Source organism: Dongia sp. agr-C8, assembly GCF_054658695.1.
Genome location: NZ_BAAGHZ010000003.1, coordinates 301387 through 323304 on the forward strand (window position 1 = coordinate 301387; position 21918 = coordinate 323304).

Here is a 21918-nt window from a genome sequence, read left to right on the forward strand (position 1 = left end):
GGCGGCACCACGATTTTCTGCGGGAAAGGAGATCGATACGTCCATGGGTTACGCACGCACCGCTCTGCTTCTTGCGGCTTTGACCGGCCTGTTCCTGGCCTGCGGCTGGCTGATCGGCGGCCAGACCGGCATGATGTTCGCCTTCGGCCTGGCGCTGGTGATGAATGTCGGGAGCTACTGGTTCTCCGACAAGCTGGTCCTGCGCATGTACGGCGCCCAGCCGGTGGAGAACACCGACTTGAACGCGATCGTCGAGGAGCTGGCGGCGCGCGGCGGCATGCCGGTGCCGAAGGTCTATCTGATCGACAGCGACCAGCCGAATGCCTTCGCCACCGGGCGCAATCCCGAAAATGCCGCGGTCGCCGCGACCCGCGGCTTGATGCGGCGCCTCAACCGCGACGAAGTCCGCGCGGTGCTGGCGCATGAGCTCGGCCATGTCCGGAACCGCGACAGCCTGACCATGACCATCACCGCGGTGCTGGCGGGTGCCATCGGCATGCTGGCGCAGTCGCTGTTCTTCTTCGGCGGTCTCGGCGGGCGCGACCGGGAATCGCCGCTGGGCGGAATCGGCGCGCTGCTGGTGATGATCCTGGCGCCGATCGCCGCGATGCTGGTGCAGATGGCGATCTCGCGCAGCCGGGAATACGAGGCCGATCGCGCCGGTGCCGAGCTTTCCGGCGAACCGCGCGCGCTGGCCTCGGCCCTGCACAAGATTTCCAACGCCGCGGCGGCGATCCCCAACCCGCGCGCCGAGCAGAATCCGGCCAGCGCGCATCTCTTCATCGTCAACCCGCTGCATGGCAGCGGGGCCGACAACCTGTTCTCGACTCACCCCTCGACCGAGAACCGGATCGCGCGGCTGCTGGCGATGGAAAGCGGCGCTTCGGCGCCGGCGCCGCAACCAACGCGGCCGGGGCGGAGCTTCATCCCGCAGACCGAGCCTTCGCAGCGCCCGCGCGGGCCCTGGGGTTAACCTGGAGGGCTGACCGCGAAACGCGCGCGGTAATCGTTGGGCGCGACGCCCAGACGGCGCAGGAAGGCGCGGCGCATCCGCTCCTCATCGCCGAAGCCGCAACCGGCGGCGATCCGCTTCACCGGATGGTTCGATCCGACCAGGGCCCGCGCGGCGGCCTCGACCCGCAGGGATTCGACCAGCTTGGCCGGCGTCAGCCCGTCGGCGCGATCGGTGAAGAGGCGCGCGAAGGTCCGCGGCGCCATGCCGGCTTTTTCCGCCAGGGCCGCAACCGAAAGATCGCCGGCGAGATTCTCCGCGACGTAGCCGGTGATCGCGTGGAGCGCATCGTCGCGCCTGCAGGCGCCGGCCTGGGCCAGGAGTGCGGCGCTGAATTGCGCCTGGCCGCCGGGGCGCTGCAGGAACATCACCATTTGCTTGGCGACGTCCATGGACAAAGCGGCGCCGTGGTCGCGCCCGATCAGCGCCACGGCGAGATCGATGCCCGCCGTCACGCCGGCGGAGGTCCAGACCGGGCCGTCCTCGACGAAGATCGGGTCCAGTTCCAGCTTCACGCCGGGATAGCGGGCGCGAAAGATGTCGGTCATCGACCAATGGGTGACCGCGCGGCGGCCTTCCAGCAATCCCGCCTCGGCCAGCAGGAAAGCGCCGGAGCAGACCGAGCAGCTGCGCCGTGCCCTCGCACCCGCCTTGGCGATCCAGCGCAGCAGCGGCCGGTCGAGGATGGTCTCCTGGATGAAGGAGCCGCCGGAGACGATGAGGGTGTCGATGCCGTCGGGTGATACCGTCCGCGCCCGCGTGGTCTCGACCACCAGGCCGGACGAGGTCCTGATCGGCCCGCCGGAGATCGAGACATAGCGGAGCTCGTAGAGCGGACCGCGCGCCGGGTCGTGACGGTTGGCGATCCCGAAGGCATCGGAGGGGCCGGCGATGTCGGTCGCCAGCGCGCCTTCGAACACCACGAAGACCACGTTGCGGGGTTTGGCAGGAAACGAGGGCATAACGTCATTTATGCCAAGACGCCGCGGCGGTAAACCGGAATCGCTCCACCGATGAAAGGATCGAGCGATGCTGGAACTCAGGCCGAATTGCGAATGCGGCGACCGCGACCTGCCGCCGGAGAGTACCGAGGCGCGGATCTGCACCTATGAATGCACCTTCTGCGCCGCCTGCGCCGAGACGGTGTTCGCCGGGGTCTGCCCGAACTGCGGCGGCAACCTGGTGCCGCGGCCGATACGCCCGGCGGCGAAGTTGCTGAAGGACCCGGCCTCGCAGAAACGGCAGCTCCGCTCCGGCCCCTGCGGCGCCCGCACCGCCGCCTGAGGCGGCGGCGCGGTGCGTTTCCGCTTACGGGTTGACGACCAGGTTGATGGCCGCGTCGAGCTGGGTCAGGCTGGTCCAGCCCTGGTTCTGGAACCCGTCGAACTCGATCGTGGCGCCGCTCCCGGCGAACTTGATCAGCAGATCGCCGTCATCCGTGCTGGTGACCTTGACGTTCGGATCCAGCAGATCCAGCACGCCGTTGAGGCCCAGCATGTCGTCCTCGGCCACGTTGAAGTCGGTGATGACGTCGTGGCCGGAGAGCGCCGCGTCGAAGCTGAAGCAATCCATCCCGGTGCCGCCGGTCAGGGTGTCATTGCCCTCCTCGCCTTGCAGCCGGTCGTTGCCCGCGCCGCCGTCCAGGACGTCATCGCCGGGCGCGCCGACATCATTGTAGTTGCTGTGGTCGCCGCGGATGTCGTCGTTGCCGCCGCCGCCGGAAATCCAGTCGTTGCCGCCTTCGCCATACAGCCGATCATCGTCGGCACCGCCATAGATCGTGTCGGCATCCTTGCCGCCGTGGATGCGGTCGCCATCGTCGCTGCCGTAGATGGTGTCGTTGCCGTCGTCGCCCTTGATCCGGCCGCCGTCCGTCCCGGCATAAATGGTGTCGTTGCCCGAGCCGCCATTGATCGTATCGACGCCGGCACCGCCGTAGATGGTGTCGTTGCCATAACCGCCGTCGATGTCGTCCCAGCCGGCGCCGCCATAGATCGTGTCGTTGCCGGACCCGCCGTTGATCGTGTCATCGCCGCTGGCGTTGCCGATGGGCAGGAGCACTTCGCCGTCGCCGTAGATCACGTCGTCGCCGGTTCCGCCCAGGATCGTGTCGTTGTCATCGCCGCCGACCAGGTAGTCGTTCTCGGTGCCGCCGTCGATCTTGTCTTCGCCGTCGCCGCCGTAGATCTTGTCCGCGCCGCCATTGCCATAGAGCTTGTCGTCGCCGGCATAGCCGTAGATCGCTTCGTTCTTGGCGCCGCCGATCAGGGTGTTGGCGAGCTCGTCGCCGTAGATCGGCCACAGGATGTTGGGCTGCGGCATCGGATTGCCGGGCAGATTGGGTCCGGGATTGCTGCTGTTCGAAGCCATGACACGTTCCTCCTCTTGTCCCCGCAGGGGCGGTGTGTACCAGTCCCCAGACCTGTCGCCGGGCCCTCCGGCCCGGTTTGCGCCGGAGGGCGCTTAAGCCAGGGGACTGTGAGGAGCGTCACGCCGATTCACCGGTATTCTCGGCAAGTGGCCGGTGTTTTGCCGGGTTTTTGCGCTGCAACCGGATGAATTGCGGTTCGGTGACCGTCAGGCGTCGGTCTGGGCCTTCGACCTGGCGCCAAAACAAAGCCACCCCCGCCGGTCAGGGCGGGGGTGGCTGGGGTAGGCCGCGGACCGGCGGGGCTACGGCTGGTAGGTGATGTTGATGGCGGCGTCGAGCTGGCCGAGATTGGCGTAGTTCGCCGCCTGGAAGCCGTTGAGCTCGAGCGTGGCGCCGCTGCCCGCGAATTGCAGCAGCACGTCGCCGTCGGCCGAGGCGCCGAGCGAGACATTGGGATCGTTGGCGTCGAGCACATGCTCCAGCACCAGCGTGTCCTCGGCGGCGTTGAAGTCCATGATCACGTCATTCCCGCTCAAGGTCGCGTCGATGTAGAAGCGGTCGTTGTCGGCGCCGCCCCACATCGTGTCGCTGCCGTCGTCGCCGAACAGCCGGTCGTTGCCGTCGCCGCCCGAGAGCAGGTCGTCGCCGTCGATGCCGTTGTTGTTGTAGGAGCCGTCGCCGTAGAGATCGTCGTTGCCGGCGCCGCCGACGATGACGTCGCCGCCGCCTTCGCCATAGAGGCGGTCGTTGCCGTCGCCGCCGCTGAGCCCGTCCTTGCCGTCGCCGCCGTAGAGCCGGTCCTGGCCGGCCTCGCCGTAGAGGATGTCCTCGCCCTGGTTGCCGTAGAGGAAGTCGTTGTCGGCCTCGCCGTGCATCACGTCGTTGCCGAGCCCGCCATAGAGGTCGTCGTAGCCGGTGCCGCCCCAGAGCGCGTCGTCGCCGCTGTCGCCATGGATCTCGTCGTTGCCGGAATTGCCGTAGACGCTGTCGTTGCCGGCGCCGCCGCGCAGGTAATCGTCACCGGTGGGCGTGCCGACCGTCGGATTGTTGAAGGTCTGGTCGGTGTCGCCGTAGATCGCGTCGTCGCCGTTGCCGCCCCAGATCGAGTCATTGCCGTGGCCGCCGACCAGGAGGTCGTTCTGGTCGCCGCCGTCGATCGAATCATTGCCGGCGCCGCCATAGACCTTGTCGGCGCCGCCGCCGGCGCTGATGACGTCGTCGCCGCCGTTGCCGTTGATGATCTCGTTCTTGGAGCTGCCGGTCAGCGTGTTGGCGAGCTCGTCGCCGTTGATGAACCAGTAGACCGGGATCTGGCTCGGGGGGAGGGTGCCGGGCTGGGTGGAGCCGGGATTGCTGCTGTTCAAAGCCATGACACACTCCTGTCTGTCCAAAGGGTGGGGTGCAAAGCCTCTCCCCAGACCCGTCGCAGGGCCGGACCGACAGGTTTCCGATGGCGGTCAGGAATGAAGTCTGGCTGTGACGACAGTCACGCCGGGGGGCACGCCAGGGGGCACGCCGATGGGGTCACGCCGTTTGGGGCAAGCGCCGGCGCCAGGCCAGGAAGGCCGCGCCGGCCAGGGAGACGAGGCCGAAGCCGAAGATGAATCCAGCCGCCCCCACCATCCCGCCATGGTCGGCGAGATAGGCGGCGAGCGGAGCGGCGACGGCGCCGCTGAGGAAGCTCAGGAGATAGAGAAGCGCATAGCCGCGGCCGCGGAAGGCCGGCGGCAGGACCAGGGCCGCGGCGGCGTCGCCCAGGGTCGCCAAGGCGAAGATCGCCATGAAGAGCAGCAGCAGCCCGGCGCCGAAGCCATAGAGACTGTCGGAGGCCATCAGCAGCCCGCCCAGCACTTGCATCGCGGCGGCCGGCGCGAGCAGCGCGAGCGCCGACCAGCGGGCCAGCAGGCGGCCGACCAGGATCTGCGCCCCGGCGCCGAACAGGGTGACGATCGAGCCGATCAGGCCGATGGTGCCGAGGCTTGCCGCGACCGCTTGCGGATCGGCGCTGAACGCCGCGCCGCGTTCGCTCAAGAGCTTCGGCAAAGCGATGGTGGCGAGGTTGAAGATCACGCCATCGACCGCGGCGAGGATGGAGAGGATGACCAGGGCGATGCGGATTGTGCCCGGCGCCGGCGCGGCGGATCGCGCTGCCGCTTCGGCATGAGCGCCGAAGCCGAGCCCAGGCGGCTGCGAGAACGCCAGGGCCACGGCGGCGATCGCCGGGATGACGAAGGCCGCGCGCCAGCCGAACAGCGCGATGAGGCCAGCGGTGGCCAGCGGCGCCATGGCGATGCCGACATTGCCGAAGACGCCGTTGAGAGCGAAGGCGCTGCCGGAGGCCGCGCCCCAGCCGGCGATCACGCTGTTGGCGACCGGGTGATAGATGGCGCCGGCGACGCCGATGCCGGTGAGCGCGACCGCCAGCCAGACGGCGCCGAGCCCCGGCGTCGCCGGCGCGAAAGCCGCCATCGCCAGGGTCGCGGCGACGCCCCAGGCGAAGAGCTTGAGCAGGCCCGGTGCGCCGCGCCGGTCAGCGAGCCAGCCCCAGGCGACGGCGAGCGCGCCGAAAGCAATGAAGCCGCCGGTCGCCAGCGCCAGCCGCGCGCCGTAGGTGGCGCCGTATTCCGGACCCATCTCCAGCGCCGCGGTGGCGAAGATCAGCATCGAGAAATGCGCGAGGAAATGCCCGCCGCCCAGCCAGCGCAGCTGGATCTTGCGGTGGGACTGGCCGGTCGGGAGATCGAGCGTGGTCGCGGTCATGGGCTGGAGAATGCCCTTTGATCGGGCACTGGTCGAGAGCCGGCGGGGCCTGCCGGCGCCGTGCGCCGCGCCCTCGGCCGGGCGCCGCAGGATTTCCTGCGCGACCGCGACGCCGTTCAAGGCTAGAAGACGGAATGGCAACCAGCAGGAAAACATCGCCGAAACCCGAGGTCTCCGCGCGCGGCCTGGCGCTCGACCTGATGGCGCGTGTCCTCGAGCAGAAGCGCCCCTTGGAAGACGCCTTCGAGCGACACCCCGACCTGGCTGCGCTCGAGAACCGCGACCGGCAATTCGTGCGGGCGCTGACCACGGCGACCTTGCGGCATCTGGCGCGGATCGACCGCATCATCGCGCTTTGCCTGGAACGGCCGCTGCCGGCGCGGGCGCGCAGCATCACCGATGTGCTGCGGCTCGGCGCCGCGCAATTGCTGGTGCTGAAGACGCCGGCCCATGCCGCGGTGGACAGCATGGTGGCGCTGGCCGCGGGGCTCGGCGGGATGGCAGGCTACAAGGGCCTGGTCAACGCGGTGCTGCGGCGGATCGCCAATGAAGGCGATGCGCTTCTGGCGCAAGTGCCGCCCGGCGCAGCGAGTCTGCCGGGCTGGCTCTGGGAGTCGTGGTCTGCGGCCTATGGCGCCGAGCAGGCGGCGGCGATTGCCGGCGCGCTGCTGGATGAGCCGCCGCTCGACTTCACGGTGAAGCGGCCGGTGGAGAGCGCGCAATGGGCGGAGGCCCTGCATGCGCGGATCCTCCCCGGGGGCACGTTGCGGCGCGCGCCGCATGATCCGGAACGCCCGCAGCGCCTCGACGAGGCACCGGGCTTCGCCGAGGGCGCCTGGTGGGTGCAGGATTTCGCCGCGGCATTGCCGGTGAAGCTGCTGGGCAATGTCTTCGGCCGGCGCGTGCTCGATCTCTGCGCCGCACCCGGCGGCAAGACCGCCCAGCTCGCGGCGGCCGGCGCCAAGGTGACGGCGCTCGACCGCTCGCAGGACCGGCTGCGCAGACTGAAGCAGAATCTCGACCGCCTCGGGTTGATCGCCGAATGCGACGCGGCGGATGCGACGATCTGGAATGCGGCGTCTGACTTCGACATCGTGCTGCTGGATGCGCCCTGCTCCTCCACCGGCACCTTGCGGCGGCATCCCGACGTCGCCTGGCTCAAGGACCCGCGCGACATCGTGAAGCTCGCCGCCGCGCAGGACCGGCTGATCGACGCGGCCCTGCGCCTGACACGGCCCGGCGGGACGCTGCTCTACTGCGTCTGCTCGCTGCAGCCGGAGGAAGGACCGGCGCGCATCGAAGCGGCTTTGGCGCGGCACGGCGATCTGCAGCGCGCACCGCTCAGCGAGAGCGAGGTGTTCGGCTTGCGCGAACTGCTGACGCCGCTGGGCGATCTGCGCACCCTGCCCTGCCATCTCCCGAGCGAAGGCGGCATGGACGGGTTCTATGCGGCGCGGCTGGTGAAGATTGCGTGATGCGCGCGGTTGATCCGAGCATCGCGCTCGCCGCACGCAACAATGCTGAGTGGTGCGACGCGGTCACGCGGAGCTGGGGTCAGCCTTGCCGCTTCGAGGCGGAGTTCTGGATCAATCCAGGCGAAGCGCCGCCCTTCTACCCGAACGCGGTGACCTTGGAACCACGCGAGCAGGTGCCGCCGGCGATCGCGTCGGCTCGGGAAGACTTCGCGGTCAAGGACAGTTTCGCCGCCCTCGATCTTTCGGCGCACGGCTATGCGCCTTTGTTCGACGCGACCTGGATCTGGCGCGACCCGCAGCCCGTGCAGCAATCGGACATCGCGCCAAGGCGGGTGCTGCGGGATGCGGCATCGCTGGCGCGCTGGGAACAGGCCTGGCGCGGTGATGAGACCGCGCTCGACCTGTTCCGGCCTTCGCTGCTCCAGGAGCCGGACCACGCTTTCATCGCCGCCGAGGTCGATGGGCGGATCGTCGCCGGCTGCGTCGCCAGCCGGTCGGCCGCGGTGGTCGGGCTCTCCAACCTGTTCGGGCCTGACGAGCTGGCCGCCGGATGCCTGGCCGCCGTCCAGGACTTCGCCCCCGGCCTGCCGGTGGTGGGCTATGAGCAGGATCCGGCGCTGGCACTGATGAAAAGCCTGGGATTCCAAGAGCTCGGGCCGCTGCGGGTGTGGCTCCGGTAGACCGGTTAAAGGGCTGAGATCTGCCGGTTATCCCCAAATTTCGCGTTTAGGATTGACGTCTGGTTAACCTTGCGCCGGGATAATCGGACGGGTTTTCACGGCACCTTCAGGCGGAACTCCACCATGGCCGATACCTGGGACATGTCCTTCCTGGTCGATCAGGCGACCCAGATCCAGGAGGCGCGGGGCAATCTCTCCCGGCATTTCGGCATGCTGCAGCAAGTGCTGATCGGCAAGCATCTGGTCAATTTCATCGGCGACGACGATCGCCTGCACGTCATGCGGATGATGGGCCGACTCTCGCAGCGGAGCTGGAACGAGGTGGTCCAGGTCACCTTGCGCACGCCGATGAGCGGCGAGAACAAGCTGGCACTCCAGGCGCGCCCGGGCTCCGGGCCGATGGCCTGGTGGCTGATGCTGTCGGAGAGCGGCGCCGAGAATGCGCGGCCGATCGCCGAAGTGAGCGACGGCGACGCGCTGGCGAGCGAGGATGAATTTTCCGCGGTGGCTGCCGCCGCGGCGGCCAGCGCCGGACGGGCGCTCGATCTCTCGGTCTTCCGCGCCCAGGCGCTGACGGTGTCGCCCTCGGGCGCCGGCCTCTCGGCCGCCAAGCATGCCGAGCTCGACCAGAAGATCGGCGAAACCTTGATCGACAGCGCGGCGGGCGGCGTGGTCTCGCGCCCGGAACCCGGCCATTACACGCTGATGCACGACAAGGACGTCGCGGCCGCGGACATCGCCGGCAAGATCACCGAGACCGCGGCCGAGGTCGGCGTTTCGGCCGACAAGCTCGGCCTCTCGCACAAGACCGAGGCGATGCCGGCGGATGCCGACGCCGAGGCGATGCGCGATCTGATGCGCAACATGCGCCAGAGCCTGTCCGGCCGGGGCGAGAACAAGTCGAGCGGCGGCTTCATGAGCAAGATGAAGAGCCTGGTCGGGATCAACTAGGCGCCGCTTCGCAGCGCCGCCTGCACCACCGCATCCAAGGCATTCAGGAAGCGCGAGCGGTCCGCCTTGGAGAAGGGCGGCGGTCCGCCGGTATTGACGCCGGTCTCGCGGAGATGGCGCCCGACCTCGCGCCCCGCCAGCGCATTGCCGATATTGTTCTCGGTCCAGAGCTTGCCGTTGGCGGCCAGCGCCCGCGCCTGTTTCTTCAGGCAGCGCGAGGCCAGCGGGATGTCGTTGGTGACGCAGATGTCGCTTTGCGTGATGCGCTCGGCGATCCAGTCATCGGCCGCATCGGCGCCTTCCGCCACGATGACCATCTGGATGCGCGGGTTGCCGGTGGGCCGGATCGGCCGCGAGCCGTTGGAAACGACGAAGACCGCGAGCCCGACGCGATCGGCCACGCGATAGACCTCCTCGCGCACCGGGCAGGCATCGGCATCGATGTAGATCGCGGTCATCATTCGTCCATATTGACTATTTCGTCCAAAATAGACATATTGTCGGCGGAGGTGCAAGATGCGCCAGTTTTCAGCGACCGAAGCCAAGCAGCGTCTCGCCGAGCTCTTGGATGCGGCCCAGAGTGAGCCGGTCGTCATTCGCCGTCAGCAGCGCGACGTCGCGATCGTGATGTCACCTCGAGAATACGACCGGTTGCGCGGCGCCAACATTGCGGAACTCCAGCGGTTCTGTGATCGCATCGGTGCGCGCGCGAAGGAGCGAGGGCTGACCGAGGAAAAGTTGCAGCAGCTCTTGGCCGATGACGACTGAGCTTCGAATCGTCATTGATACCAACACCTATGTCAGTCGCCTGCTTGATCCCGGATCCGTACCAGCGCAGGCGGTCGATCGAGCCTTCAACGACGGCACTGTCCTGCTGTCCGACGCGACGCTTGAGGAGCTTGCGGATGTCCTGGATCGCCCCAAGTTCGACGCTTACCTTTCGCTCGAAGAGCGCCGGACTTTCATACGGCTGGTCGGAAGCGCCGCGAAGATCATTCCGATCCATCGCCATTTCCAAGTTTGCCGCGACGCAAAGGATGACAAGTTTCTCGATCTCGCCGTCAACGGCGAAGCCAGCGTGATCATAACGGGCGACCAGGATCTGCTTGCTCTCGATCCGTTTCACGGCGTCGCCATCATCACGCCGGCAGCTTATCTCAAGCGATAATCACGACCTGCAGGCATCGGCATCGATGTAGATTTGCGGCATGCTTTGGGCCGGGCTCGGGCGTGAAAGTCGCAGATTCTGTGACGCGGATCATGCGAGGCGATCCGCCAGGCCTTCTAATATGACGGCATGAGGTCGGCCGGCAACGGCGAGCTTGCGATTCCGGCGGTGCGCCCGATCACCGCCTGGCTGGTGCTTGTCCTCTGCGTGGACGTGGCGGTGCAGTTCATCCGCCTGCAGCAGAGGGATCCCGCTTCCTGGCTGTTCTGGGACTATTCCGGGCGCGCCGCCGCGTTGCTGCTGCTTGCCGTCGATCCGGCGGTGCGCGCCGCGGTCTATCGGCGCGAGCGGCTCCAAATCTCCCTCGCGATCGTCATCAACTGGGGGCTGCTGCTGATCCCCATCACCTGGGTCGCGCTGATCGTGGGGCTTATCTGCGGCGCGCTGCTGCCCGAGCTGCGCCTCGGCTACTATCCCCGGCCGGAGGGCTGGTTGCGGGTGCTCGATCTCACCTTCGGCATCGCCCTGGTCGCCTGGCACGAGGAGATCGTCTTCCGGCGCGTGATGCGCTTGGCGCTCCAGGGCCTCGGCGACGGCCGGGCGATGATCCTCGTCAGCAGCGCCGTGTTTGGCGCTTATCACTGGTGGACGGGTGTGCCCAACATGATCATCGCCGGCGTCTTCGGCCTGGTCTTCATGCGGCTCTATTGCCGATCAGGCGCGCTTTGGCCGATCGTCGCGATCCATTACCTGGCGGACCTCTGGTTCTTCATCTGAGATCACGCCCAGTCGAGAATCACCTTGCCGGACTTGCCGCTGAGCATGGTCTCGAAGCCGGCGACGTAGTCCTTGACCGGGAAGTGGTGGGTCAGGATCGGGTTGAGGTTCAAGCCCGATTGCAGCATCGCCACCATCTTGTACCAGGTCTCGAACATCTCGCGGCCGTAGATGCCCTTGATCTCCAGGCCCTTGAAGATGACCTGGTTCCAGTCGATCGCGGTGTTGGCCGGAGGAATCCCGAGCAGCGCCACCTTGCCGCCGTGGTTCATATGCTCGAGCATGGTGGTGAAGGCCGAGGGCACGCCGGACATTTCCAGGCCGACGTCGAAGCCTTCGACCATGCCGAGCTCGGTCATCACGTCCTTCAGCTTCTCGCGGGTCACGTTGACGGCGCGGTGCGCGCCCATCTGCTTCGCAAGATCGAGGCGGTAGTCGTTGACGTCGGTCACCACCACGAAGCGGGCGCCGACATGGCGCGCGATCGCCACGGCCATGATGCCGATCGGACCGGCGCCGGTGATCAGCACGTCCTCGCCGACCAGGTTGAAGGCCAATGCGGTGTGGGTCGCGTTGCCGAAGGGGTCGAAGATCGCGGCCAGGTTCGAGTTGATGTTGTCCGGAATCTTGAAGGCGTTGAAAGCGGGGATGCTCAGGTATTCCGCGAAGGCGCCGGGTCGGTTCACGCCGACGCCGAAGGTGTTGCGGCAGAGATGGCGGCGGCCCGCGCGGCAGTTGCGGCAATAGCCGCAGGTGATGTGGCCTTCGCCGGAGACCCGGTCGCCGAGGTTGAAGCCGCGCACCTCCTGGCCCATGGCGACGATCTCGCCGACATATTCATGGCCGACATGCATGCCGACCGGAATGGTCTTCGCCGCCCAGTCGTCCCATTTCCAGATATGGATGTCGGTGCCGCAGATCGCGGTCTTGTGGATCCTGATCAGCACGTCGTTATGGCCGACCTCGGGCTCCTTGACGTCCTGGAGCTTGAGGCCGGGTCCGGCTTCGGTCTTGACGAGGGCTTTCATGGGATGTGTCTCGCGATGTAAGCGGGGAGAGCCTTCGACCCCTCACCCCGGCCCTCTCCCGCAAGGGGCGAGGGGATTCTTTTGGGCGCTTCCGCGCCGAAGGTTCCGATCGAGAATAGGTTGTGAAACATCCCCCTCGCCCCCGCCGACGAATGTCGGCCCACGCCGACGGGCGGGAGAGGGTTGGGGTGAGGGGTCGATGCCTCCATCCGCGTCGTCACTTGATCGCGCCCATCGCCTTGCCGACCTTCCCAAAGGCGGCGACGGCGCGGTCGATGTCTTCGGTGGAATGGGCGGCGCTCATCTGCGTCCTGATGCGGGCCTGGCCCTTGGGCACGACCGGGAAACTGAAGCCGATCACGTAGATCCCTTCCTTCAGCAAGGCGTCGGCCATCGCCGTCGCGAGCTTGGCCTCGCCCAGCATCACCGGGATGATCGGATGACCGGCGCCGGCCAGGGTGAAGCCGAGCTTGGACATTTCCGCGCGGAAGCGCTCGCCGTTGGCGGCGAGCTTCCGGCGCAAGTCGGCGCCTTCCTTCGATCCGAGGAGATCGAGCACCGCCAGCGAGGCGGCGGCGATGTTCGGCGCGAGAGAATTGGAGAAGAGATAGGGCCGCGAGCGCTGGCGCAGGAGATCGACCACCGGCTGCTTCGCGGAGGTATAGCCGCCGGAGGCGCCGCCCAAAGCCTTGCCGAGCGTGCCGGTGTAGATGTCGATCCGGTCGGCAACGCCACAGAGCTCGGGCGAGCCGCGGCCGTTGGCGCCGACGAAGCCGACCGCGTGGCTGTCATCGACCATGACGATCGCCTGGTATTTCTCGGCGAGGTCGCAGATGCCCTTCAGGTTGGCGATGATGCCGTCCATCGAGAAGACGCCGTCGGTCGCGATCATCTTGAAGCGGGCGCCGGCGGCGTCGGCCGCCTGCAATTCCCGCTCCAGCGCCGCCATGTCGTTGTTGGCGTAGCGGAAGCGCTTGGCCTTGCAGAGCCGCACGCCGTCGATGATGCTGGCATGGTTGAGCGCGTCGGAGATGACCGCGTCTTCCTCGCCGAGCAGGGTCTCGAACAAGCCGCCGTTGGCGTCGAAGCAGCTGCCGTAGAGGATGGTGTCCTCGGTGCCGAGGAAGGCGGAGAGCTTCGCCTCCAGTTCCTTGTGCAGGGTCTGGGTCCCGCAGATGAAGCGCACCGAGGCCATGCCGAAGCCGTGCTGGTCCAGGCCGCGCTTGGCCGCTTCGATCAGGCGCGGATCGTCGGCGAGGCCGAGATAGTTGTTGGCGCAGAAGTTGAGGACCTTGGTCCCGTCCTCCAGGGTGATGTGGGAATCCTGCGGCGTGGCGATCTTGCGCTCGGCTTTCCAGAAGCCGTCGGCGCGGATCGTGTCGAGCGTCTGGGTGACGGAAGCGAGGAAGGCGGCGTTCATGCGGGCGGAGGGGCTGTTGGGATGATGACCGGATATACGCCATTGGCCCGTCTTTTGGCAGGCCGGTCCAATGATTTTTCCACAAGCGGAGCGTGACGGCGTCGACTCGGGAATTGTCCCCCGCCGATCCGGGTCCGAAAAAGCCGGATTTCCGCGCCCCCGTTGGGCTTTGGGGCGGCGCCCAGAATGCCCCGTGACAGGCCGGGACGGCGCTGGTAATCCTCCCAGCCATGCAACAGCCGACCAGAATTGCGCCTTCAATTCTGTCCGCCGATTTCGCCCGCCTGGGCGCGGAGGTGGAGGCGATCGATGCTGCCGGGGCGGATTACATTCACGTCGATGTCATGGACGGGCATTTCGTGCCCAACCTGACCATCGGGCCGATGGTGGTGAAGGCGCTCCGCCCCCACAGCAACAAAGTCTTCGACGTCCATCTGATGATCGCGCCGGTCGATCCTTACGTGCCGGAATTCGCGGCGGCCGGCGCCGACATCATCACCTTCCATCCGGAAGCGGGGCCGCATGCCCATCGCACCGTGCAGCTGGTCAAGTCGCTGGGCAAGAAGGCCGGGATCTCGCTCAACCCCGGGACGCCGGTCGATGTGGTCGATTACCTGCTGCCGAATGTCGATCTCGTCCTGGTGATGAGCGTCAACCCGGGCTTCGGCGGGCAGAAGTTCATCCCGCAGGCGCTGGACAAGATCGCGGCGCTCCGGCGCAAGATCGACGCGGTCTCGGAAGCGCAGAACGGCCGGCCGATCGATCTCGAGGTCGATGGCGGGATCGCCGCCGACACCGCGCCCGCCGCGATCAAGGCCGGCGCCGACGTGCTGGTGGCGGGCACCGCGAGCTTCCAGGGCGGATCGGCGCGTTACGCCGAGAACATCGCACGCCTCAGGACGTGAGACCCCGGGTGGCCGACGGTCTCACCCGCGCAACAAACCCTGAGCCGAACGACGCCGAACGCGCCGCCGACCCCCGGTCGACTTCGGGCGCGGGCACTGCCCGACAGGGCACGCGCCCCGGCAACCAGCGCCCGCATCTCGTCTGGCCGCGGCTGCAGATGATGTTCGCGGAGCCGGCGGGGCTGATCCTCTCACAGGCGCGGCGCAAGCTCCTGCAGCCGCTTTATCGCAGCGGGCCCTATCGGCTTTCCTTGGGCCGCGTCGGCCCGGGGGATTTCCTCACTGCCTTCGACGCGGCGCCGTTCTCGACGCCCTGGCCGGCCGATGCGCAGGCAGGCCAGGCGATGCTCGCCGGCGAGTTCCGCTTTGCCGGCGAGACCGTGCGCGAGCCGCGGCCGTTGAGCCGGCCGACCGGCGCCACGCCAGCCTGGCGCGAGGGCATGGACCGTTTCGACTGGCTGAACGATCTCAGGGCCGCCCAGGCACCGCAAGCCGTCGCGGTCGAGCTGACCCGGCGCTGGCTCGGCGAGAATCTGCGCTATCGCGAGGACAGCTGGCGCGGTGACATTCTGGCGGCGCGCTTGCGGAACCTGCTGCTGAACAGCGGCCATCTTGTGAGCGGCGGCGACGCCGCGGCGGATGCGGGCTTCAAGGCGCTGCTGATGGGCAGTCTCTACCGCCAGGCCGCGCATCTGGCGCGCGCCTTGCCCGACGGACTCTATGGCGCGGCCCTGCTGGAAGCGGTGATCGCGCTGATGCTGGCCGGCCTGATGCTGCCGCGCGGCGAGCGCCTGCTGGTCAAGGGCCGCAAGCTCTTCGGCCGCGAATTGCCGCGGCAATTGCTGGCCGACGGCGGCCATGTCGAGCGCAGCCCGCAGCTGATGCTGGAGCTGCTGATCCGGTTGATCGATCTGCGCGATGTCTTCACCGCGGCGCGCCGGCCGCTGCCGGACTCGCTGCAGATCACCATCGAGACCATGGCCTCGGTGGTGCTGATGCTCTGCCACGGCAACGGCCAGCTCGCGCGGTTCAACGACACGGCGGAGCTCGATCCCAAGCTGGTCGAAGCGGCCTTGCGCCGGTCCGGCGGCAAGCTGCGGCCGCTCAACCAGCTGCCGCTGACCGGTTTTCAGCGCATGGAATGCGCGCGCACGCTCGTGCTGGTCGATTGCGGCGCGCCGCCGCGGCACGGGCTCGATTATCATGCGCATGCGGGGACACTCGCCTTCGAGATGTCGATCGACGGCGACCCGCTGATCGTCAATTGCGGCGCGCATCCCTGGTCCAAGGAATGGCAGCAGGTGCAGCGCACCTCGGCGGCGCATTCGACCATGATCGTCGACAACGTGAACTCGTCGATGCTGCTGCCGCCGAAGAAGGCGTTCGGCGGCGGGATCCGGATGGGCGGCATCGCCTTGAAGCCCGACATCGTCACGTCGCGGCGCGAGGAGACCAACGGCCAGATCTGGCTCGACCTCTCGCATAACGGCTATGAGGAAGGCTTCGGCCTCATCCACCGCCGGCGGCTCTATCTCTCCGCCAATGGCGAGGATTTCATGGGCGAGGACCAGCTGGTCGGCAAGGGCGGCAATTCCTTTGCGCTCCGCTTCCATCTTCATCCGGGCGTCCAGGTCTCGATCACGCAGAACGGCCAGGCGGCGCTGATGAAGCTCGCCAAGGGCTCGTTCTGGCGGATGCGGGTGCAGGGCGGCGAGCTCGCGCTGGCCGAGAGTGCTGCGATCGGCGCCGGCGGCAAGGTGCGAAGGACGCAGCAACTGGTGGTCTTGGGCGCGATCGAGAGCGACAAGACCGAGGTGAAATGGCTGATCCAGCGCGAGGGGGGACGAAGGTGAGCGCGTCTCCTCTTGCTCGGGTGTTTCGCACCCCCACCCTAACCCTCCCCCGATTCGGGGGAGGGGACTACAGCGAGACCGCCCTCTTCCCCCTCCCCCGAATCGGGGGAGGGCCGGGGTGGGGGTCCGTGACAACAGTTTCAAGCAAAGCATAGAGAGCTATGACAACCGACCGACCCATTCGCCGTGCACTGATTTCCGTCTCCGACAAATCGGGCCTCGAGGCCTTTGCAAAATTTCTGAGCAGCAACGGCGTCGAGATTCTCTCGACCGGCGGCTCGGCCGAGGCCTTGCGCAAGGCCGGCGTCGCGGTGATCGATGTCTCGGCGCATACCGGCTTTCCCGAGATCATGGACGGGCGGGTGAAGACCCTGCACCCGAAGATCCATGGCGGCCTGCTGTCGCGACGGGATTTGCCGAAACATGTCGAGGTGCAGAAGACCCATGGGATCGCCGATATCGATCTGCTGGTCTCGAACCTCTATCCCTTCGAGGCGACGGTCGCGGCGGGCAAGCCCTGGGAAGACTGCATCGAGAATATCGACATCGGCGGCCCGGCGCTGATCCGCGCCGCAGCGAAGAACCACGACTTCGTCACCATCGTGGTCGATCCCGCCGACTATGCCGTGGTGATCGCGGAGATGACCGCCAACAAGGGCGCGACGACGCTGGACACAAGGCGGCGCCTGGCCCGCGCAGCTTATGCGCGGACAGCGGCCTATGACGCGGCGATCTCGCGCTGGATGGCCGAGCAGGCCGGGGAAACCTTCCCGCCGCGGATCACTTTTGCCGGGACACGCGCGCAGGTGCTGCGCTACGGCGAGAACCCGCACCAGGAAGCGGCGGTGTACCTGACCGGCGAGCAGCGGCCTGGCATCGCGCTCGGCAAGCAGCTCCAGGGCAAGGAGCTCTCCTACAACAACTTCAACGATGCCGATGCGGCTTTCGAATTGGTCGCGGAGTTTGATGAGGGTGCCGCGATCGCCATCATCAAACACGCCAATCCCTGCGGCGTCGCCACCGGCGCCGACTTAAAGGATGCCTATCTGCGCGCGCTGGCCTGCGACCCGGTCTCGGCCTTCGGCGGCATCATCGCCGCCAACCGGGTGCTGGACGGCGCGGTCGCCGCGGAGATCGCCAAGATCTTCTCCGAGGTGATCATCGCCCCGGGCTTCACGCCGGAGGCGCTCAGCGTCCTGGGCGCGAAGAAGAATCTGCGGCTGGTCGAGACCGGCGGCATGCCATCGCCCGCGATGGCGGGGCTGACGGTGCGCACGATTGCCGGTGCATTGCTGGTGCAGACCAACGACGCGAAGAAGACCGGCGCCGGCGACTTGAAGGTTGTGACCAAACGCGCGCCGAGTCCGCGGGAGATCGCCGACCTGCTGTTCGCCTTCAAGGTGGCGAAGCATGCGAAATCGAACGCGATCGTCTATGCGAAGAACGGCGCCACGGTCGGCGTCGGCGCCGGGCAGATGAGCCGGGTCGATTCCTCGCGCATCGCCGCCTGGAAGGCGGCGGAGGCGGCGAAGACCGCGGGCGATGCGACAAGCTGGGCCAAGGGTTCGGTCGTGGCGTCGGACGCTTTCTTCCCGTTCGCCGACGGCTTGCTGGCGGCGGCGGAGGCCGGCGCGACGGCGGTGATCCAGCCGGGCGGCTCGATGCGCGACGACGATGTGGTCAAGGCGGCGGACGAGGCCGGCCTCGCCATGGTCTTCACCGGCATCCGGCATTTCCGGCACTGATGGAGAGCGGCGACCGGCGCTGCGACTTTCTCCCGAAAGATCCCGCGCGCCGGTGCCCCCGCTTTTCCCAGACCTCAGCCCCGGTGTTGGCCCGGTTTGTTGGTTGTGCGAGGCCGGTTATCGCGGATCACTGAGCGCGGTGCTTTGCGGTGGATCAAATTCGCTCTCCGAATCTGCCGGTCGATCGGGATCGACATCGGTTGCGCCACGATCCCGCGCCAGCGCCAGCGCGGCCCGACCGGCACGAATCCCATCCGCAGATAGGCTGTCAGCGCACCGGGCACCGAGCCCAGCGTCACCGTCTCGGCCGCGGGATGCCGCCGATGCACCGCCTCGATCAAGGCGCGCACCAGGCGCGCGCCGATGCCGCGGCCGTGCCAGTCTTCGGCGACATGAAGCTGCGTGATGTGCGTTTCGCTGCGCACCGCGCCGAAGCCGATGACGCGGCTGCCGGTCACGGCAACGAAGGCCGGCGACCAAGTGGGATCGGCAATGCCGTTCAGGCGCGCGCCGACCGGGCCGGGCTGCGCATTGGCGCGGAGGATGGCGACGCCCTCCGGCGTCACCTCGCGCGAGAGATAACGCGGGATCAGGGATTGGATCAGCGCCGCGATCTCCTGGTGATCGGCGGGGAGCGGCGCGCGGATGACGATCTTTTCCATCAGCCGTCACCCCCGGGCTTGACCCGGGGGTCTCTCGAAAGTTCGGCACGAGATGGCCGGGTCAAGCCCGGCCATGACGCACAAATGGATCAGGCCGCGTTCTTCGCCAGGCTGCGGAGCACATACGGCAGGATGCCGCCGTTCTTGAAGTATTCGACCTCGTCCGCGGTGTCGATGCGGCAGGTGACGGTGAAGTCCTGGGTCTGGCCGTTGGCGCGGCGGAGCTTCACCTTCACATCCATGCGCGGCTTGATGCCGCCGGCGATGCCGGTCAAGTCGAAGGTCTCGGTGCCGTCGAGGTTCAGCGACTTCCGCGTCATGTCGCCCTGGAACTGCAGCGGCAGCACGCCCATGCCGACCAGGTTCGAGCGGTGGATGCGCTCGAAGCTCTCGGTGATGACCGCCTTCACGCCGAGCAGCACGGTGCCCTTGGCCGCCCAGTCGCGCGACGAGCCGGTGCCGTATTCCTTGCCGGCGATGATGACCAGCGGCACCTTCTGCGCCTGGTACTTCATCGAGGCGTCGTAGATCGACATGACTTCGCCGGACGGCATCAACTTGGTGATGCCGCCTTCGGTGCCCGGCACCATCTCGTTCTTCAGCCGGATGTTGGCGAAGGTGCCGCGCATCATTACCTCGTGATTGCCGCGCCGCGCGCCATAGGAGTTGAAGTCCTTGGCATCGACGCCGTGCTTGATCAGGTACTGGCCCGCGGGCCCGTCCTTCTTGATCGAGCCCGCCGGGCTGATGTGGTCGGTGGTGATCGAGTCGCCCAGGATCGCCAGCGGCCGTGCGCCGGTGATGTCGCCCGCCGCGGCGCCGACTTCCTTGGTCAGGTGCGTGAAATAGGGCGGGTTGGCGACATAGGTCGACTTCGCATCCCAGCCATAGGTCATGCCCTTGGTGGTCTTGACCTTGCGCCAGTTGGAGTCGCCCTTGAAGACGTCGGCATAGCGCTTCTTGAAATCAGACGGCTTCACGAACTTGGCGACCGCGTCGGCGATCTCCTTCGAAGTCGGCCAGATGTCCTTCAGGTAAACCGGCTGGCCCTTCTTGTCGTAGCCCAGGGGATCCTTGGTGATGTCGACCTTGAGGCTCCCGGCGATGGCGTAGGCGACGACCAGCATCGGCGAGGCGAGATAGTTCGCCTTGCAGGCGGGATTGACGCGGCCTTCGAAGTTGCGGTTGCCCGAGAGCACCGCGCCGGCGACCAGATCGCCCTTGGCGATCGCATCGGCGATCGGATCCGGCACCGGGCCGGAATTGCCGATGCAGGTGGTGCAGCCATAGCCGACCAGGTTGAACCCGAGCTTGTCGAGCGCGGTGTTGACGCCGGCATTCTTCAGATAGTCGGTGACGACCTGCGAACCCGGGGCCAGCGAGGTCTTGACCCAGGGCTTGGTCTTCAGGCCCTTGGCGACCGCGTTCCTGGCGAGCAGGCCGGCGCCGAGCATGACGCTGGGATTCGAAGTGTTGGTGCAGCTGGTGATCGCGGCGATCACGACCGCGCCGTCACCGAGCTCGTAATCGGCGCCGCGCACCGAGACCATGCTCTCGTTGCCCTTGCGGCCGAAGACATCGGTCAGCGCCGACTTGAAGGCGGCCGAGACTTGCGAGAGCGGCACGCGATCCTGCGGGCGCTTCGGCCCGGCGAGGCTCGGCTCCACGGTGTCCAGATCGAGGCTCAATGAATCGGTGAAGACTGGGTCCGGGGTCTTCTTGTCTCGCCACATGCCCTGCGCCTTGGCATACTTCTCGACCAGCGCGATGCGATCCGGCTTGCGGCCGGTGGCTTTCAGATAGCGGATGGTCTCGGCATCGACCGGGAAGAAGCCGCAGGTCGCGCCGTATTCCGGCGCCATGTTGGCGATGGTCGCGCGATCGGCGAGCGGCAGATCGTCGAGGCCGGCGCCGTAGAACTCGACGAACTTGCCGACCACGCCCTTCTTGCGCAGCATCTGGGTGACGGTGAGGACGAGATCGGTGGCGGTGGCGCCCTCGCGCAGCTTGCCCATCAGCTTGAAGCCGACCACTTCCGGGATCAGCATTGAGACCGGCTGGCCCAGCATCGCGGCTTCCGCCTCGATGCCGCCGACGCCCCAGCCGAGCACGGCCATGCCGTTCACCATCGTGGTGTGGCTGTCGGTGCCGACCAGCGTATCCGGATAGGCGATGGTCGCCGGGCGCTTGCCCTTCGGTGCTTCCTTCTCCTTCGCGGTCCAGACCACCTGCGCCAGGTTCTCGAGGTTGACCTGATGGCAGATTCCGGTTCCCGGCGGCACGACGCGGAAATTGTCGAAGGCGGTCGAGCCCCAGCGCAGGAAGGCATAGCGCTCGCCGTTGCGCTCGTATTCCAGCTCGACGTTCTTCTTGAAGGCGCCGGGTCCGGCGAAGAAGTCCACCATCACCGAATGGTCGATGACGAGATCGACCGGCGAGAGCGGGTTGATCTTGGTCGGATCGCCACCGAGCTTCACCATGGCCTCGCGCATCGCCGCGAGATCGACCACGGCGGGGACGCCGGTGAAGTCCTGCATCAGCACCCGGGCCGGGCGGTAGGCGATCTCGCGGTCCGACTTCCGGGTCTTGAGCCAGGCACCGATCGCGCGGATGTCCTCGATGGTGACCGTGCGCCCGTCTTCGTAGCGCAGCAGGTTCTCCAGCAGGACCTTCATGGAATTGGGGAGGGTCTTCAGGTCCCCGAGCGTCTTCTCGGCGGCCTTCAGGCTGAAATAATCATAGGACCGGGTCCCGACCTTCAGGGTTTTGCGGGTCTTCAGGCTGTTGAGTGCGGCAGGCACGTAGCGTCTCCGATGCTGTCGCGCCTGCCCTTCCCCGGCATGGGCGCGCGGTGGAATCCGGACCCGGGCCCGAGGAGGGGGTGATAAACGCGAATCGGCGGAGAAAATGCCGATCGGCCGGGGTCGGAAGATCGTATATCACGCGATTGAGATAGCAGGGAGTGGCTTTGCAGAGAAGGCCTGCATCCCTTTCAGAATCCACGGGAATTCTCGGCCTAGCCCAACCTGCTGCAGGGCCGAAATCACAATTTTGCCGCAATCCGGTCTTATTGCGGCCCCAGGGCGTTGCGACCGTCCGTGCCGGACAGAG

20 protein-coding genes are annotated in these 21918 nt (G+C 67.2%); 11 read left to right on the plus strand and 9 right to left on the minus strand.

The features are described from left to right. Nucleotides 1-43: 43 nt before the first annotated feature. Nucleotides 44-973, plus strand: coding sequence for a zinc metalloprotease HtpX (gene htpX / locus ACYQ4T_RS15620; RefSeq protein ID WP_459855865.1), 930 nt, complete (start codon nucleotides 44-46; stop codon nucleotides 971-973). On the opposite strand, the gene ACYQ4T_RS15625 is transcribed toward htpX, so the two are convergent. Further along, nucleotides 970-1974, minus strand: coding sequence for a GlxA family transcriptional regulator (locus ACYQ4T_RS15625; protein WP_459855867.1), 1005 nt, complete (start codon nucleotides 1972-1974; stop codon nucleotides 970-972). The genes htpX and ACYQ4T_RS15625 overlap by 4 nt on opposite strands. A gap of 67 nt (nucleotides 1975-2041) precedes the next feature. Between ACYQ4T_RS15625 and ACYQ4T_RS15630 the strand changes: the two genes are divergently transcribed. Continuing rightward, entirely contained in the window at nucleotides 2042-2296 is a 255-nt protein-coding gene (locus ACYQ4T_RS15630) for a DUF1272 domain-containing protein (RefSeq protein ID WP_459855869.1), read from the plus strand. Between the two features lie 24 nt (nucleotides 2297-2320). On the opposite strand, the gene ACYQ4T_RS15635 is transcribed toward ACYQ4T_RS15630, so the two are convergent. From ACYQ4T_RS15635 to ACYQ4T_RS15645, 3 genes are all read right to left on the minus strand, one after another. Continuing rightward, nucleotides 2321-3382 (minus strand): calcium-binding protein, encoded by a 1062-nt coding sequence (locus ACYQ4T_RS15635; protein ID WP_459855871.1) that lies wholly within the window; start codon nucleotides 3380-3382, stop codon nucleotides 2321-2323. A gap of 303 nt (nucleotides 3383-3685) precedes the next feature. Continuing rightward, entirely contained in the window at nucleotides 3686-4753 is a 1068-nt protein-coding gene (locus ACYQ4T_RS15640) for a calcium-binding protein (protein ID WP_459855873.1), read from the minus strand. Between the two features lie 154 nt (nucleotides 4754-4907). Continuing rightward, nucleotides 4908-6143, minus strand: coding sequence for an MFS transporter (locus ACYQ4T_RS15645; protein WP_459855875.1), 1236 nt, complete (start codon nucleotides 6141-6143; stop codon nucleotides 4908-4910). Nucleotides 6144-6277: 134 nt separating this feature from the next. Between ACYQ4T_RS15645 and ACYQ4T_RS15650 the strand changes: the two genes are divergently transcribed. The 3 genes from ACYQ4T_RS15650 to ACYQ4T_RS15660 all read left to right on the plus strand — a co-directional run bounded on the left by ACYQ4T_RS15650 (nucleotide 6278) and on the right by ACYQ4T_RS15660 (nucleotide 9249). Next, nucleotides 6278-7618, plus strand: coding sequence for an RsmB/NOP family class I SAM-dependent RNA methyltransferase (locus ACYQ4T_RS15650; RefSeq protein WP_459855877.1), 1341 nt, complete (start codon nucleotides 6278-6280; stop codon nucleotides 7616-7618). Next, nucleotides 7618-8298, plus strand: coding sequence for a hypothetical protein (locus tag ACYQ4T_RS15655; protein WP_459855879.1), 681 nt, complete (start codon nucleotides 7618-7620; stop codon nucleotides 8296-8298). Before ACYQ4T_RS15650 ends, ACYQ4T_RS15655 begins: the two co-directional genes overlap by 1 nt. Nucleotides 8299-8421: 123 nt before the next feature. Then, nucleotides 8422-9249 carry a PAS domain-containing protein gene (locus ACYQ4T_RS15660; RefSeq protein WP_459855881.1) on the plus strand — a complete coding sequence of 276 codons (828 nt, stop codon included), beginning with the start codon at nucleotides 8422-8424 and terminating at the stop codon, nucleotides 9247-9249. On the opposite strand, the gene ACYQ4T_RS15665 is transcribed toward ACYQ4T_RS15660, so the two are convergent. Beyond that, nucleotides 9246-9707 (minus strand): YaiI/YqxD family protein, encoded by a 462-nt coding sequence (locus tag ACYQ4T_RS15665; RefSeq protein ID WP_459858023.1) that lies wholly within the window; start codon nucleotides 9705-9707, stop codon nucleotides 9246-9248. The two genes, ACYQ4T_RS15660 and ACYQ4T_RS15665, sit on opposite strands and share 4 nt — an antisense overlap. A gap of 58 nt (nucleotides 9708-9765) precedes the next feature. Here ACYQ4T_RS15665 and ACYQ4T_RS15670 point away from each other — a divergent pair, with 58 nt between their 5' ends. The 3 genes from ACYQ4T_RS15670 (at nucleotide 9766) to ACYQ4T_RS15680 (ending at nucleotide 11194) form a co-directional block, all read left to right on the plus strand. Next, nucleotides 9766-10017, plus strand: coding sequence for a type II toxin-antitoxin system Phd/YefM family antitoxin (locus ACYQ4T_RS15670; protein WP_459855883.1), 252 nt, complete (start codon nucleotides 9766-9768; stop codon nucleotides 10015-10017). After that, nucleotides 10007-10417, plus strand: a complete 411-nt coding sequence (locus ACYQ4T_RS15675; protein WP_459855885.1) for a putative toxin-antitoxin system toxin component, PIN family — start codon at nucleotides 10007-10009, stop codon at nucleotides 10415-10417. Before ACYQ4T_RS15670 ends, ACYQ4T_RS15675 begins: the two co-directional genes overlap by 11 nt. A 129-nt stretch (nucleotides 10418-10546) precedes the next feature. After that, nucleotides 10547-11194 carry a CPBP family intramembrane glutamic endopeptidase gene (locus ACYQ4T_RS15680; RefSeq protein WP_459855888.1) on the plus strand — a complete coding sequence of 216 codons (648 nt, stop codon included), beginning with the start codon at nucleotides 10547-10549 and terminating at the stop codon, nucleotides 11192-11194. A gap of 2 nt (nucleotides 11195-11196) precedes the next feature. Here the strand turns inward: ACYQ4T_RS15680 and tdh are convergent, their stop codons facing one another. Both tdh and ACYQ4T_RS15690 read right to left on the minus strand, forming a co-directional pair. Next, entirely contained in the window at nucleotides 11197-12222 is a 1026-nt protein-coding gene (gene tdh / locus ACYQ4T_RS15685; RefSeq protein ID WP_459855890.1) for an L-threonine 3-dehydrogenase, read from the minus strand. Nucleotides 12223-12439: 217 nt separating this feature from the next. Further along, the gene (locus tag ACYQ4T_RS15690; protein WP_459855893.1) at nucleotides 12440-13642 is read right to left on the minus strand and encodes a glycine C-acetyltransferase; all 1203 of its coding nucleotides are present in this window, start codon (nucleotides 13640-13642) and stop codon (nucleotides 12440-12442) included. 230 nt (nucleotides 13643-13872) lie between these two features. Between ACYQ4T_RS15690 and rpe the strand changes: the two genes are divergently transcribed. The 3 genes from rpe (at nucleotide 13873) to purH (ending at nucleotide 18145) form a co-directional block, all read left to right on the plus strand. Continuing rightward, nucleotides 13873-14547: a ribulose-phosphate 3-epimerase gene (rpe, locus tag ACYQ4T_RS15695; RefSeq protein ID WP_459855896.1), complete on the plus strand. Its 675-nt coding sequence runs from the start codon at nucleotides 13873-13875 to the stop codon at nucleotides 14545-14547. A gap of 8 nt (nucleotides 14548-14555) precedes the next feature. After that, nucleotides 14556-16400 carry a heparinase II/III family protein gene (locus ACYQ4T_RS15700; RefSeq protein ID WP_459855899.1) on the plus strand — a complete coding sequence of 615 codons (1845 nt, stop codon included), beginning with the start codon at nucleotides 14556-14558 and terminating at the stop codon, nucleotides 16398-16400. Nucleotides 16401-16561: 161 nt separating this feature from the next. Next, nucleotides 16562-18145: a bifunctional phosphoribosylaminoimidazolecarboxamide formyltransferase/IMP cyclohydrolase gene (gene purH, locus ACYQ4T_RS15705; RefSeq protein ID WP_459855902.1), complete on the plus strand. Its 1584-nt coding sequence runs from the start codon at nucleotides 16562-16564 to the stop codon at nucleotides 18143-18145. Between the two features lie 74 nt (nucleotides 18146-18219). Here purH and ACYQ4T_RS15710 read toward each other — a convergent pair whose 3' ends face one another. Next, nucleotides 18220-18807, minus strand: coding sequence for a GNAT family N-acetyltransferase (locus tag ACYQ4T_RS15710; RefSeq protein ID WP_459855905.1), 588 nt, complete (start codon nucleotides 18805-18807; stop codon nucleotides 18220-18222). Nucleotides 18808-18896: 89 nt separating this feature from the next. Beyond that, nucleotides 18897-21608 carry an aconitate hydratase AcnA gene (gene acnA, locus ACYQ4T_RS15715; protein WP_459855908.1) on the minus strand — a complete coding sequence of 904 codons (2712 nt, stop codon included), beginning with the start codon at nucleotides 21606-21608 and terminating at the stop codon, nucleotides 18897-18899. Between the last annotated feature and the right edge of the window lie 310 nt (nucleotides 21609-21918).